Origin of the sequence: Bradyrhizobium sp. SEMIA (assembly GCF_014844175.1) — a bacterium.
Lineage (GTDB): Bacteria > Pseudomonadota > Alphaproteobacteria > Rhizobiales > Xanthobacteraceae > Bradyrhizobium > Bradyrhizobium arachidis.
Genome location: NZ_CP046601.1, coordinates 6,151,164 through 6,164,526, shown reverse-complemented (window position 1 = coordinate 6,164,526; position 13,363 = coordinate 6,151,164). Strand labels below are relative to the sequence as shown.

Below are 13,363 nucleotides of genomic sequence, written 5' to 3'. Positions count from 1 at the left end.
AGCCGGGTCTCCGCGCCTCAATAAGTGTCCTTACGGCACCCTGGCATCACCGCATCAATTGCATAGGCCTTGCCGATCTTGGGCACCGGGTAGGCCACCTGCTCGGTCTTCTCAACCTTAGCGATGAATACCTGCTGCTCAGCCTGGTGATCGCAGGCTCGCATTTTCACTTTGCCCTTGACGCTATCGATTTCCAGCCCTTCGAGAGCACCACGCACAGCGGCCGCGTCCGTCGAGTTGCTTCGGCGGATTGCCTCAGCCAGGAACGCTAACGCCTGCCATTGTTCACCCTCATAGGTGTCAGGAACCTCGTTGTACTCGGCCGTGAACAACCGGACGAACTCGGCATTCCCGGGCGCGTCATATCCAAAATTGTATTGACTAACGCCGTACAATCCGACCGCAGCATCTCCTAGAGGCTTAATATTCAGAATATCCAAGACCTCCGTTACAAGTTGCATTCGATCCGCCAAACGGTACTGAGCAGCCTGCTTAAGGAAGGCTGTCGCATCATCTCCGCTCATCGCGATGTAGAGAACTTCGGGATTGGCTTCCCTAATCCTGGCAATGAAGCTGGAATAATCTTTAGTGCCTAAGGGCGACAGTACTTGTCCTACGAGCTCCTTCTTAAGGTCCGATATGAGCTTCTCGAACGTCGCCACGCTGCTTTTGCCCCAAGCATAATCCTGCGCGATCGCGAAGTGACGCTTCTTAGGCGAGTCTGCCAGCCAGAGAGCAATCGTCCTCGCGCGCATAGGCCCGGACGTACATGAACGGAATGCATTCGGGACAAAGTTGGCGGCAGTCATTGACCCAACCCCGCTAATGCTTCCGACGTAGACAGTATTCCAGTCGTTGAGACGCGGCATCACTGCCAGCGACTCTGGGCTCGAAATGATGCCAGTGATCAGATTCACCCCGCCGCGCTCGACAAGCTCCGTCACCTTGCGCACACACGCAGCAGGATCGCCCTGTGTATCCTCATAGATGAATTCCACCGGCCGGCCATTGATGCCACCTTTGGCATTCACGGTCTTGGCGAACAGGCGGCACGACCGCTGCACCTGCTGACCCAGCGCCGCCCAGTTTCCGGTAATTCCCGTCGGAACCCCAATCCGGATCGGGCCGGCCTCTGCTCTAGCAGGCCTAAGAAAGGCCGGCAGTAAAGCGCCCCCGGAAACGGCAGCTGAACTGACCAAAAGCGACCTTCTGCTTATTGACATTACAACCTCCCCTGAGAATGGAGCCACCGTTGGCACTATATCTCTATGGCACCCTATCTAGCTTCGTTTAATAGTTTAGTCAACATACCTATTTGACGAACAGAGGAGACCACGCAATTCAATCGATGTAAGAGATCGTTTCGCCGAAATTGAAGAGCTCGGGTGCGACAGGCGATTGCCGCTCTTCCTCGATGTGAGCCGCCAGCCCTGCGCAGCGTCCGACGGCCGCAACCGACCGCATGGCCCCGACCGGAAACTCTATTTCGTGAAGAACGGCACCTAAAGCGCCTGTTACGTTGAGCGTAATGTGTCGCTTGGCATCCTTGTCGATAGCCGCGCTTAGTAACTTGATCAGCGCGATGTAGTCGCCCTTCACTCCCGCGTCACCGGCAATCTTGAAGAGACGTTCAGCCCTGGGATCGCCTGAAGTGTATTGCTGGTGACCGAAGCCGGGAATGCGCCGTTTTTGCTTCTTGAAATCTTGGACCACCTGATCGGCCCAGACAGCCTTGTCGCCTTCAAAGGCCATTCCGTCGCTCAAGATGCGACCAGCACCCGTCATCGTACCCGCAAAGCGGTTACCTACCATCAGAATGCCAGCAGCCAAGGGAATTTGCACGTCGTCTGGATTTGAATCTGCCACCAGGCGGGCGACGAGCGCCCCGGGCGTGAGCCCATGATCCATGAGGATCAAAAGCGCTGCATCGAGGACCTTGGTCTGGGCCTCCGTCGGGCGACGCCCCGTCACGATAAAATAGAACCCCTGCGTAAAGGTCATCTCGCCGACGACGTGAGACAGCGCATCGCACCCTCTCATTCGGAGACGAGCGACATCGTTCGGATGACTGCCAATCCTAGTTGTGGCCATTCGCTACCTTTCTAAGCTCGGATACTGTTTGCGCGAGAGCGTCGATTTCATTAGCCGCGTTGCAAATCAGCTATCGCTTCCGCGGAGTAGCCAAGTGGACCGAGAACCTCAGCTGCGTGCTCATTGAGGTCGGGAGCAGCATTTAACGGCTGGTCCGCACGGCTTCCATCGTACCGGACCGGACGCCTGATGGTGATGTGCGGACCATGCACAGCATGGTTGATCTCGGTAAACGTCTCGAGATGACGCACTTGGGAATCATCCATTACCTCTTGCAAGGTAAGGATCGGAGCATGAGGGACATCATTCTCGACCAGCCGATCAATCCAATATTTCCGTTCTTGAGTCTTGGCCGTAGCTCCGAGTTCCTGCGCCAGCTGCTCGTAATTCTCCATACGGCCAGCGCGGCTCTCGAACCTTGGATCAGAACCCAAGTCAGATCGATCGAACGCCTTCTGGACACCAACCCAGAATTTGGTAGGCGAGGACATATGGATCGCCAAAAGCGCTCCATCGCTGCAGCGCAGCGCGTAAGATTGCGAGGCCCTCACTCGCATCAACGGATCCGGCCTGATCCCGGCCATGGTATAATTCGCAAACGGATCCGCGATGAAGGCGATGGCCGATTCCAGCATGTTCAGCTGAATCGTCCTCGCCACGCCCGTTCTTTCGCGCTCAAACAATGCCCCGAGGACGGCGTAACTCGCATACATGCCGGTAAGATTGTCGACTACAGAGGGCCCTGTGATTTGCCCCTCTGCCCCGAGCATCAGGCCCGAGATCCCGCTCAGCGCCTGGCCGACCGCATCATACGCGGGACGATCGGCATAAGGCCCCGTGTCGCCGAACCCGGTGATCGAACAAATTATGAGGCGCGGATTCGCCTCGCGCAGGCGTGCTACCCCGAGGCCCAGCCGGTCCATGACGCCTGCTCGAAAGTTTTCGATAAGAACGTCGGCGGTCCCAATCAGCTTGAGGAATGCTTCGCGGCCCTTCTCGCCCTTGAGGTTGAGAACAACGCTCCTCTTGTTCCGATTATACGTGCAGAAGTAGGGGCTATAGTTCCCCCCGCGAAATGACCTAAAGGGATCTCCATCGGGGGGATTTTCCACCTTGATGACGTCTGCCCCCAGATCGGCAAGCATAGTACCTGCAAGCGGTCCAGTGATCATCGCAGTGAGCTCGATGATCCTAATACCTGTGAGGGAGCTGCGCGCGTCCTTGTCCATGATTAGCCCGCTCGATTTGGTTGCATTTCACCGCCAATTCAGAAAGGATATATTGGAAAACTACCTTTGTCGACATATATTCTTTTTCGGATGGAGCGCTGGGTCGCCATGAAAGCCACATCGACGGTTGCAAAAATCAAAATCGACAACTCCTATATGGGCGGCTACCTCGCCCTGCCGCGGGAAGCCCCTCGCGGCGGAGTAGTCGTTCTGCAGGAGATCTTCGGCGTTACGCCAGCCATGCGCGCCATTGCCGACGATTTTGCGACCGAGGGCTATGCCGCCCTAGTGCCCGATATCTATTGGCGAATGCAGCGAGACCTCGACCTCGGTAACGGCGAAGATCCAGCCCAAAGACAAGCGGCAGTCGATTTCTCCGAGCGCTTCGACGAACGTGTCGGAACGACTGATATTTGCTCAAGCCTTGAGTGGCTTGCAAACTACTTGAAGCAGTCGTCGCGACCGGGCCTCGTGGGCTTTTGCCTTGGAGGTCGCCTGGCAGTTCGCTCCGCTTCGCTCACCGAAGTGGCGTGTATGGTCTCGATGTACGGAGTGCGGCTCGACTCGCTCGGTGAGGAGATCAGGAAGGCGAGAAGCCCGATGCAATTCCACTTTGGTGAAAATGACAATCACAATCCCATGGTCACGATCAACCGGATTCGTGAAATCGTGACGGAGAGAGCAGCGCCGAACGACGAGTTCTATACTTATCCCGATGCGGAGCATGCATTCTATAATCGGTTCCGGACGGACCGATTCAACGAGAAGGCTCATCGTCTTGCCAGGTCACGCATCGTGAGCTTCCTTCGGCAGCATATTGGGTGATATGAAAGAGTGACGTTTGTGCCTCCTATAAAGCCGTGGTCAGTCTGATCTGATCTCTATACGCCCAGGATCAGAACTATTGCGGCCATGATCACCACGACGCAAGCACCCAGAGTGACGAGTCTAAGTGCATCATCGTTCACATGGGCTCCGGGCTCCAAACACTTGCGTGCATCGCACCGATGAGGCGGTTCGGCGTTGTCGATCGGATGTGCCTCGGCACGCTCTGTCGTATCAGCCGTCTGCCCAAACCGGCATGCATAGCTTCTCATGCGCCTCTGCGTTTGTGGCACGAGCTCAAAAAGACGAAGAGGCCGGCACCGGAACACCAAGCAATCTTGGATACGCGTTAGCCGTCATTTTAGAATCGTGCAATTTTTTGTTGGCATCCGTGACAGGTGGGTTCGTGCCGCGGTCGGACGAGCATACTGATCTCCATGCCAATCGGCGTTTCGACGGCTCTTCGCTTGCGACACTTCGCTCCCTTCACAGCGTACTGATGCGTCGGGACCGGAAGGACTATTTCCATTTTCCGGTCGCATCACTTACCGCGCTACCAGTCGCCAGATCTGCGAAGGATGGAACGGCCCGTACCAGGGGTTCGCTTGGCGAAAGATAGGTAAGTCCAGCATCCGAAGCCAATCGCTCGACCGTACCGTCCCGCAGTGCGCTCTCGATAGTCTCATTCACGTTCCGCAAGAGCGTCTTGCCGCGGGCCAGGCCTACGAATCCAAGATTGAAGCCTGCCGGGTGCAGATAGCGACTGAGTTCGATCGGCGTGCGAGGATGGGCCGACGCAACCCCAGAAACGCTGAAAGATAATCATGCGTTACTGGAAGCAACTGCCCGCGAGAGGCATCACATGCAAGACACATCCAACATGCCAGGCGTTCTTCGAGGCAGTGCCGTACGCCGCAAAATCCGCTTTGAGCGCAGTGCAACCCCAACGCTTGAACGAATGATTGGAGACGCCATTGGGGATGCTCCTCCATGACGCGGCGCAGATCATCGATTCTGACTGTCAGCGCGTGTCCTGGAAAGAGAACGACGGATTGATAGGTAGGAAGATGAAACCCGAACAAGAACAACGCCCCGACCACCCCGCGGTCCCCCACCAAAGCCGTTTCTAGTCACGTGAATCTAAAGTTCGCCACATGAAGTTAGCTGAGCTTTGTGACAGAAGCGTTTGACAGAAGCCAAATCTGGTCTGCGGACTTGGTCCATTTGAAGGGCTTCGGGTTGTTGTTGTGCAGGTCGATGAAGGTACGGATGTCGGCCCTCGAGCTGCCTGACGGAGGTGTGAACACCTCGCTGGATTTGCTTTCTGGTGAGCTCAGCGAACCAGCGCTCGACCGGATTGATCCATGACGCGGAAGTCGGCGTGAAATGGACATGATAATGCGGCCGGCGGGCGAGCCACGTTTTGAACTTGGGCTTGTGGGTGGCGTAATTGTCCATGACGATATGGACATTGAGCCCTTCAGGGACTTGAGCGTCGATCTCTTTGAGGAACTTCAAGAACTCGACCGCCCGGTGACGCTTGTAGCATTTGCCGATGACAAAACCCGAGGCGACATCGAGTGCAGCAAACAGCGTGGTCGTGCCATGTCGCACATTGCTGTGCGTGCGACGTTCCGGTACGCCAGGCAACATCGGCAAGACCGGCTGCTCGCGATCGAGTGCCTGAATCTGGCTTTTCTCATCGATGCTGAGCACAAGGGCTCGGTTCGGCGGGGACAGGTAAAGCCCGACAATATCGCGCACCTTGTCGACGAACAGCGGATCGCTCGACAGCTTGAATGTCTGGCTGCGGTGCGGCTGCAAGCCGAACGCGGTCCACATTCGGCGGATCGTGGTGTGAGAAAAGCCATTTTCCGCAGCCATCGAGCCGATCGACCAGTGCGTCGCGTCGGGCGGCGTCGTACGCAATGTCCGCTCGATTACCTCAGCAACCTGATGGTCGTCGATGGTTCGAGGGCGGCCAGGGCGGGCTTCGGCGCTCGAAGTCGAACTGCAATTTCGCCCATTCGCTCACCGTCGTTAGCGATGGTATTGAGAGTTCGCCGGACTTCTTCAAGATCCGGTGGTTGAGCGCTCAGCCAGCTTAACCCTGCCTCTGCATTCATGATCGTCGCTGTGAGCGCGTTGACGAGAGCACTATAGGTGTCCACGAAATCCGCTGAGGTCTGCAATGGCGCTTCGCCGTTCGCATCGCCCGGATTTTCCCTTGGTTGGCTGGAACGGGTGCGATGCACTTTGCGACGTCTTACACGCTCAACGGCGTTTATCGCCTTGCGGATCACGTCGAGTACGAGCTCGGGCCGGACCAGCTTGAGGACGCAGCTGCCGTCGGTCTCGAAGACACTCGTGCCCTTGGGTTTTGCGACGAAACCTTGAACCTCCGGTTGGAGGGGATTGCTGTGCTTGTCGGCCACCACGTACCAGCTCGGCTTCGACTTCCAGGACATCGCGCGCTCCTCTAGGGGGTTATGAGAATGCTTCGGCGCTGTCGGCCGGGGGAACCGCTCTAACGTCGATGCGGCGAGCCAAGTTCTCCCAGCCACTTCTTTGTGAGTACGTGCTCATATGCTTAGGCATCTGCGTTTTTATGAGTACACGCCCTATTATGCCACCGGCGACCATCCTTAGCGAAGCGACGCCGGATCCAATGAAATAGATGTGGTCTTGAGCTTTCCTGGGCTTCTGCAGCATCATACGTTCTTTGAGTGCGATCGGCTCCAGAAATAGACCTATCGCCGCAAGGTCCGACAGCGACAGGCTCGCCAGAATCGCAATTCTCGCAAAAGACCGCTTGGCAGACGGCGTTAACATTTGGACTCCCCACAGCGAAACGCACTATTTTGCTGGAGCGCGTCGGGGGCGGGTCGCCCACCCCGAACGCTGGACCGTCAAAAGGCCGGAAGACCGAGCGCCTTCTCAACGAGTCCGGTCGCCCTCTTGAAATCGTAATTCCGGAACATGTTCTGCTTCACCAGAAACGATGCTCCGCCGTAGAACTTCTCATACTGCTGCTGACGACTTCCGAACTCCGATCCGATGAAGTCCCAAGCCATACGCATTACGGCAACACGCGTTTTGGCGTCCGCCGCTCCCGACTGCATATAGCGCTCAATATCAGCGTTCATCTCGGCGTTTTCGAAATCCGCCGCCGACGACGGCAGCGTGATCATCGCGGCGCCGCTCAACTCGCGAATAATCTCGAGCATCCGGGCGTTCAACTCGGATTGCAGAGCCATAATTGAATACAGCGCCGTCTTGGAAGGCCAAAGCACGCCACTGGAATCGATGGATGCCGTCACCTCTTGCGACAGCAGCATGTTCTCGACAAGAGAAACGAGCGAAGCCAGCTCGCCCATCTGCACCTGGACCGCCGGATTGCTATCGTTTCCGGACAGCTCATTAATACGCTTGGCCAGGCCGATCATGAAGCGCAGTTTCACGGCGTACCGGGTTTGAGCTTGACAGTTCCCGTACGCATGAGCCGGCGTCTTCCACCACTGATCCCGGCATACATCGATGTTGCGATGAATGAAGACGTTCTCCCAGGGAACAAATACATCGTCCAGAACGACGAAGCAGTCAGGCTCATCGAAGCGCCCGGACAGCGGGTAGTCGAGTGAATTCGACGCCACCGCGCCGAAAGGACGACGCGGATACAGCTTCAGTCCCGGAGCGTTGGCCAGAATCATGACGCCATTAGCGTAATTCTCGTCTCCAGGCTGAAGCGGATGGATGCAGCTAAGATAGATATAATCCGAATATAGGCCACCGGTTGCCAGCTGCTGGGCGCCCTTTAAGACGATGCCTCCGTCCCTTTCGGCCACGATCCCAGCATACAATGTTGGGTCAGCCTGTTTGTGAGCCGGCTTACTCCGATCGATCTGCGGGGGAACGATTGCGTAGCTAGCATAGAGATGATTATCGCGCATCTTCTCGTAGAAGTTCACGACGTTCGCAGCGAACTGAGCGCCGCCAGCCTTGAAGACCTCTGGAACGGCCGCATAGCCGCAAAAAAAGCCCGCCACGTGATCAGGGGTTCGTCCCATCAGCCCGAAGGTTGCCTCGGCCCACACCTCTGAGAACAAGCGGCGGGCCCGCAGATCTTCAGCCGTCTTCGGGATCTGGTAAGCCCGAAGCACCGGCTGTCCAGTCTTTGGACTCGTAAAGGTCATGCGATCCCTCAGGCCGGGCTCAGCCGCAAGATCAAACAAGCCGGCAATCGTATGAGCCGTTCGAGCCAGAGACGGGTGCTTCGTAACGTCCTTGACCAGCTCACCGTCCAGAAAGACCTGGCGCCCATCGTTCAGCGACTCCAGGAAATCGCGACCGGAACGTAGGCCGCCGGCGGACGAAGCAGTAATGCTCTTGGGCTGAGGGTTCACTGGCGAGCTCCATTTGGTGGCAAGAGAAATGTTTTGACATACGTCATCTAACATAGGTATTCTACTTAGCGTTCGATTTCAACTGAAAAGAGCGGCTCTGTCAGTTCATTTGCATTGCACTGCGCGGATGGACCGCGAAGAAACACGTGGCGGAGTGGCGGAAAGTGACGAAGTTCGAAGCGCTTATCGTGTCACAGCGAGGAGGATCGGCCGATCTCGTAAGGGCGACAATCGGCGAATTGATCGTTGCTGGCTGGACCGGTCGCGATGAAGCTGCGCTAGAGGCGCACATCGAGGAACTCGAGAGATTGGGAGTGCCGCGGCCGAGGACGACCCCGATCTTCTATAGGGTCGCCTCATCGTTGCTCACGACCGATGAAGTAGTCGAAGTCGTCGGCAACAATTCGAGTGGAGAAGTTGAGCCGGTCTTGATGCGGCTGAAAGAAGGCGTTTGCCTCGGCTTGGGTTCGGATCATACCGATCGCAAGATCGAAACCATTGGCATCACGATTTCAAAGCAGTCCTGTCCCAAGCCGATTGGCCGCAGCTGGTGGCTTCTGGCGGACGTCGAGGATCACTGGGACGAACTCCAACTGCGTTCCTACGCTGTCATAAACGGCGAGCGCCGGCTGTATCAGGAAGGATCGCTAAAAGCGATGCGCCATCCTCAGGACCTGATGGCCCGTTGCTTTGGTGCGGGCACCGGGCTGCCGATGTCGACCGCAATGTTCTGTGGGACCTTACCTGTACATGGAGCCATCGAACACGGCGATGCTTACGAGCTGGAGTTAGCAGACCCGGTTCTCGGGAGGGCTCTCCATCACAGCTATACCGTCAAGGCCCTGCCAACGGAGTGAGCACGAATATGTCGAATGGTAAACCTCATCTCGAATTCCACACGCTTGATCTGCAGAGCGGCTGGGAAACACCGCCCGGGTATCCAGAGGGCATCAAGCAGAAGATTCTCGCGAGCGATTTCAACGAAGACCGCAAGACGGGCGGCAGGAGCCGCCTGCTCCGATTCGATCCTGGCGTCTTTACGACCGATCCGTTCGTGCATGAGTACTGGGAAGAGGTGTTCCTCATTTCAGGTGACTTGACCGTCGGCAATGACAAATCGGGCAATGGAGGCACGGCATTCGCTCCGAATACCTATGCTTGTCGTCCCCCGGGGGCTTACCATGGGCCGTTCAAGTCAAACGGAGGATGCGTGCTGTTCGAGCTGCATTATTTCAGCGAAAAGCCAACCAACAAGTGACGGGCGTGTTTGCATGATGTCGCTCAAGGGCAAGACGGCCCTCATTACAGGCGCCGCGCGCGGGATCGGCCGATCAATGGCGGAAGGTTTAGCCGAAATCGGCGCAAATCTTGTCCTTGTCGATATTGACGCACAGGCGTTGGCTGCAACGGGTGCGCAACTCAAAGCCAAGGGTGGGCAGGTCCTTACCCGGGCAGTGGACGTTGCGGACCCGGCGTCGGCTAAAGCACTGAAAGTCGAGGCGGAGAGTCACTTCGGGGGCGTCGACGTTCTCGTGAACAATGCAGCCATCGGGCCCGAGAGCATCTCGAGCCGGTATCTCACTGACAGGGCAAAGTTCTGGGAGGTAAGTGACGAACTCTGGCTCGCTATGCTTCGTGTAAACGTATTCGGGCCTCAACTCATGTCTCGAACCTTCGTGAAGCCTATGCTTGAACGAGGTTGGGGCCGAATAGTGAATATCACCACGAGCCTTGACACGATGTATCGCCCCGGCATTGGAAGTTATGGACCGTGCAAGGCTGCATTGGAAGCTGCATCACGGATCATGGCTGGAGACGTGGACGGGACTGGTGTGACGGCCAACGTTCTGGTTCCAGGAGGCCCGGTAAACACACGCCAGGTGCCGTCAGAAAACGGCCTGCCAGCCGACAAGTTAATCCAGCCCGAACAAATGCGTGCGCCTTTGATCTGGCTCTGCTCTGACGAAGCGGATCAGATCAACGGACTTCGTTTGATCGCCCGCAGGTGGAATCCTCAACTGCCTCTCGAGCGTCGGCTGGCCGAGGCCAGCGCGCCCGTTGCTTGGCCTCAGCTAGGCGCTCAGTCGGTCTTCCCTTCCGCTCAACTGTGAGTATCCGCATGAAAATCGGAGTGCCCGATCTCATCTCGAATTCATACTTTCCGGCTGTCGCGGCCGTCGAGCTTGGAATTATGAGGGAGGAAGGAGTGAATGCCGAAATTGAGCTCGTCTTCCCTGTGGACCGTGCCTACGCAGCCCTGAGGAACGGAGACCTAGACTTCGTTGCAGGTTCGGCTCATTCGGCGCTTAGCGCGTTTCCCGAGTGGAACGATGTCAAGCTCGTCTGCGCGCAAGGCCAAGGGATGTATTGGTTTCTGGTCATGCGCAAGGATCTCAGCCCGCAGCGGAACGATCTGTCGATCGTAAAGGGGCGGAGAATAGGTGCCGCGCCTTGGGTTGACATGGGACTTCGCCAGCTGCTCATCGCCGGGGGAATCGACCTCAACAGGGACGGGGTCCAGATCGCACCAGTGCCCGGCGCCATCGGTAAGACCGTAAACTTCGGTCTCACGGCAGCTCATGCCCTTGAGAAGGGTCTGATTGACGGCTTCTGGGCAAACGGAATGGGCGCAGAAACAGCTGTACGTTCTGGAGCCGGATCCGTGGTCATCGATGTGCGCCGGGGCGACGGACCGGCGGAATGCTTCAACTATACCATGGCTTCAATCGCGACGACTGAACGGAAGATCGCGACAGATCCACAGCAGGTCGAGGCGGTTGTGAGAGCTATCGTTCGTACCCAGGAGATCCTCAAGGCCGCTCCAGAGAAAGCTGCTGAAGTCGCCGCCAAAGTATTCCCCGCTACGGAAGCGAAGCTGATAAGCGATTTAATCCGCCGCGACATTCCACAATATTCGGCAGGAATCTCAAGAACGTTCGTGGAAGGCATGAACGTCTTTTGCCGCAGGGGCGGTATTTTAAATGGTGCGCCGGCCTATGATGACGTAGTGGCGACGCGCTTTCAATCGTTATGGCAACCAAAACAAATCTAGGCGGGCCAGATGGAAAGCTTCGACTCTCGCGCCTTTCGAGATGCTCTCGGGTCATTCGCAACCGGCGTTGCCATCATTAGCGCTGAAACGCCTCAAGGACGTCTTGGGGCCACCGTAAGCTCCTTCAATTCGGTATCTCTGGACCCGCCGTTAATATTGTTCAGCTTGTCCCGGCGCGCCCTCGGAATCGATCAGTGGCGATCGGCCGCAAACTACGGCGTTATCATCTTGCCGGAAGACAAGAAGGACCTTTCGAACCGATTTGCGAAGAGCGGAGGCGACAAATGGGCGGATCTGACGGTCGGCCGCATGCAAAACGGATCGCCATTGTTGCCCGACTGGCTCGCATATTTCGAATGCGCCGCCTACGCTACTTACGACGGAGGGGATCACGACATATTCGTCTGCAGGGTGTCGCGGTTTGAAACTCGAACTGCCGGCGCGGGCCCGCTGCTCTTCTTCCGTGGCAGTTACAGCGCCATCGTGCGAGCCTCCACAGCCCCAGCATCACCGGACATTGATTTCGCTCTCCACGGCTGGTGATACTGAAGGACCCTACGACAAGAGTTCAAGCACGAGCTGATTTCGCCGAAATGGAGGAGCGCATGGCGCTGGCACCAACAATTCGCGCCAAGGTGGAGCATTGCCTTGAGAACGCGGCAAACCCCAGGGGCGAAGGTTCTAATGCTTTTACGCGAATTTACGCGGACGAAGCCAAGCTTACTGCCGACCATTTCGATCAGGCGCTCGCTCTCGGGATTGAGTTGCCTCCACTGGCAGGAATGGTCGTCTCAATTAAGGACCTGTTCGACGTCACAGGTGAGGTGGCGCGCGCCGGCTCGCGCGCGAGAACGGGCGAGGAGCCTGCCCACGCGACGCGGAGATCGTCCGGCGCCTTCGCGAGGCAGGCGCGATTATCGTCGGACGCACGACCATGACCGAATTCGCCTTTAGCGGCCTCGGGCTTAATCCGCACTTCGGAACGCCAGCCAATCCATGGGAACGAGACCAACGGCGCATCCCAGGCGGATCCTCGTCCGGCGCCGCAATATCGGTTACTGATCGAATGGCCGAAGCGGCTATTGGTACCGATACCGGTGGCTCGATGCGGATTCCGGCGGCACTATGTGGTCTCGTTGGGTTCAAACCGACGGCCCGAACGGTACCTTTGCAAGGCACTCTTCCTCTCTCCCCCTCATTTGTTTCGGTCGGGCCGCTAGCTCCCAGCGTCAGCGAATGCGCACGGCTCTACCGCGTGTTGTCCGGTCAGAATGTATCGCCTCAGCCGCCCTCCATGCGCCACCCCGCTACCTTCATGGTGCTGAAGAACCAGGTCTTGGAATTTCTCGATGCTCAGGTCGCCCGGACTTACGAGCAAACGCTCAACCTTGTGTCTGATTTGGGATTCAAGCTGGTTGAACGCCACAGCAGGGCGGTCGCTAACATGGCCGAGATCATGCAGGACGGGGGTATCGTGGCTGCTGAGGCATTCGAATGGCATGAAACACTGCTCGGACGAAAGGGATCCGCCTACGATCCGCGGGTACGCTCTCGAATGGAACGAGGTGCTAAACACCGGGCCGCCGACTATATCCGCCGCCTTCAGCTGAGGACGCGCCTAATCTCCGAATGGGAGCGAGAGCTGACGGGATTCGATGCCGTCCTGGCACCGACCGTCCCGACTATTGCGCCCCGAATCGTCGAGCTCTAGACGAGCGACGACGCGTATTCCCGCGCCAATCTTCTGATGCTCCGAAACACAA

Annotated in this window: 13 protein-coding genes and 1 pseudogene; 8 read left to right on the top strand and 6 right to left on the bottom strand. The window is 57.3% G+C overall.

All coding sequences use genetic code 11. From position 1 onward, the window contains the following. Positions 1–17: 17 nt before the first annotated feature. From FOM02_RS29885 to FOM02_RS29875, 3 genes are all read right to left on the bottom strand, one after another. Positions 18–1,223, bottom strand: a complete 1,206-nt coding sequence (locus FOM02_RS29885; RefSeq protein ID WP_265440385.1) for an ABC transporter substrate-binding protein — start codon at positions 1,221–1,223, stop codon at positions 18–20. Between the two features lie 118 nt (positions 1,224–1,341). Then, positions 1,342–2,091 carry a citryl-CoA lyase gene (locus FOM02_RS29880; protein ID WP_265440384.1) on the bottom strand — a complete coding sequence of 250 codons (750 nt, stop codon included), beginning with the start codon at positions 2,089–2,091 and terminating at the stop codon, positions 1,342–1,344. A gap of 50 nt (positions 2,092–2,141) precedes the next feature. After that, positions 2,142–3,320, bottom strand: a complete 1,179-nt coding sequence (locus FOM02_RS29875; RefSeq protein ID WP_265440383.1) for a CaiB/BaiF CoA transferase family protein — start codon at positions 3,318–3,320, stop codon at positions 2,142–2,144. A 108-nt stretch (positions 3,321–3,428) separates the two neighbouring features. Between FOM02_RS29875 and FOM02_RS29870 the strand changes: the two genes are divergently transcribed. After that, positions 3,429–4,145 (top strand): dienelactone hydrolase family protein, encoded by a 717-nt coding sequence (locus FOM02_RS29870; RefSeq protein WP_265440382.1) that lies wholly within the window; start codon positions 3,429–3,431, stop codon positions 4,143–4,145. 1,140 nt (positions 4,146–5,285) lie between these two features. On the opposite strand, the pseudogene FOM02_RS29865 reads toward FOM02_RS29870, so the two are convergent. The 3 genes and pseudogenes from FOM02_RS29865 to FOM02_RS29855 all read right to left on the bottom strand — a co-directional run. Continuing rightward, positions 5,286–6,140, bottom strand: a pseudogene (locus FOM02_RS29865) (IS630 family transposase); the annotation flags it as partial. Beyond that, complete coding sequence (locus tag FOM02_RS29860; RefSeq protein WP_265440381.1) at positions 6,086–6,613, bottom strand: hypothetical protein; 528 nt, start codon at positions 6,611–6,613, stop codon at positions 6,086–6,088. The gene FOM02_RS29860 and the pseudogene FOM02_RS29865, both read right to left, overlap by 55 nt. A 441-nt stretch (positions 6,614–7,054) precedes the next feature. Then, on the bottom strand, positions 7,055–8,548 hold the full coding sequence (locus FOM02_RS29855; protein WP_265440380.1) for a 4-hydroxyphenylacetate 3-hydroxylase family protein: 1,494 nt from the start codon (positions 8,546–8,548) through the stop codon (positions 7,055–7,057). Positions 8,549–8,712: 164 nt separating this feature from the next. On the opposite strand from FOM02_RS29855, the gene FOM02_RS29850 reads away from it, so the two are divergent. From FOM02_RS29850 to FOM02_RS29820, 7 genes are all read left to right on the top strand, one after another. Beyond that, the gene (locus FOM02_RS29850) at positions 8,713–9,405 is read left to right on the top strand and encodes a DUF2848 domain-containing protein (RefSeq protein WP_265440379.1); all 693 of its coding nucleotides are present in this window, start codon (positions 8,713–8,715) and stop codon (positions 9,403–9,405) included. A gap of 8 nt (positions 9,406–9,413) precedes the next feature. Beyond that, positions 9,414–9,806 (top strand): cupin, encoded by a 393-nt coding sequence (locus FOM02_RS29845; protein ID WP_265440378.1) that lies wholly within the window; start codon positions 9,414–9,416, stop codon positions 9,804–9,806. Between the two features lie 13 nt (positions 9,807–9,819). Beyond that, on the top strand, positions 9,820–10,659 hold the full coding sequence (locus FOM02_RS29840) for an SDR family NAD(P)-dependent oxidoreductase (protein ID WP_265440377.1): 840 nt from the start codon (positions 9,820–9,822) through the stop codon (positions 10,657–10,659). An 8-nt stretch (positions 10,660–10,667) separates the two neighbouring features. Further along, positions 10,668–11,600, top strand: a complete 933-nt coding sequence (locus FOM02_RS29835; protein ID WP_265440376.1) for an ABC transporter substrate-binding protein — start codon at positions 10,668–10,670, stop codon at positions 11,598–11,600. Between the two features lie 9 nt (positions 11,601–11,609). Further along, positions 11,610–12,143: a flavin reductase family protein gene (locus FOM02_RS29830; RefSeq protein ID WP_265440375.1), complete on the top strand. Its 534-nt coding sequence runs from the start codon at positions 11,610–11,612 to the stop codon at positions 12,141–12,143. A 62-nt stretch (positions 12,144–12,205) separates the two neighbouring features. Beyond that, entirely contained in the window at positions 12,206–12,538 is a 333-nt protein-coding gene (locus FOM02_RS29825; protein ID WP_265440374.1) for an amidase family protein, read from the top strand. Next, entirely contained in the window at positions 12,484–13,311 is an 828-nt protein-coding gene (locus FOM02_RS29820; protein WP_322596997.1) for an amidase family protein, read from the top strand. The genes FOM02_RS29825 and FOM02_RS29820 overlap by 55 nt, the downstream gene beginning before the upstream one ends. Positions 13,312–13,363: the final 52 nt, after the last annotated feature.

What these genes read in the sequence shown, in the direction of transcription:
- FOM02_RS29885 (WP_265440385.1), bottom strand. Translation starts at nt 1,223, where the DNA reads ATGTCAATAAGCAGAAGGTCGCTTTTGGTCAGTTCAGCTGCCGTTTCC.
- FOM02_RS29880 (WP_265440384.1), bottom strand. Translation starts at nt 2,091, where the DNA reads ATGGCCACAACTAGGATTGGCAGTCATCCGAACGATGTCGCTCGTCTC.
- FOM02_RS29875 (WP_265440383.1), bottom strand. Translation starts at nt 3,320, where the DNA reads ATGGACAAGGACGCGCGCAGCTCCCTCACAGGTATTAGGATCATCGAG.
- FOM02_RS29830 (WP_265440375.1), top strand. Translation starts at nt 11,610, where the DNA reads ATGGAAAGCTTCGACTCTCGCGCCTTTCGAGATGCTCTCGGGTCATTC.
- FOM02_RS29835 (WP_265440376.1), top strand. Translation starts at nt 10,668, where the DNA reads ATGAAAATCGGAGTGCCCGATCTCATCTCGAATTCATACTTTCCGGCT.
- FOM02_RS29845 (WP_265440378.1), top strand. Translation starts at nt 9,414, where the DNA reads ATGTCGAATGGTAAACCTCATCTCGAATTCCACACGCTTGATCTGCAG.
- FOM02_RS29840 (WP_265440377.1), top strand. Translation starts at nt 9,820, where the DNA reads ATGATGTCGCTCAAGGGCAAGACGGCCCTCATTACAGGCGCCGCGCGC.
- FOM02_RS29825 (WP_265440374.1), top strand. Translation starts at nt 12,206, where the DNA reads ATGGCGCTGGCACCAACAATTCGCGCCAAGGTGGAGCATTGCCTTGAG.
- FOM02_RS29860 (WP_265440381.1), bottom strand. Translation starts at nt 6,613, where the DNA reads ATGTCCTGGAAGTCGAAGCCGAGCTGGTACGTGGTGGCCGACAAGCAC.
- FOM02_RS29870 (WP_265440382.1), top strand. Translation starts at nt 3,429, where the DNA reads ATGAAAGCCACATCGACGGTTGCAAAAATCAAAATCGACAACTCCTAT.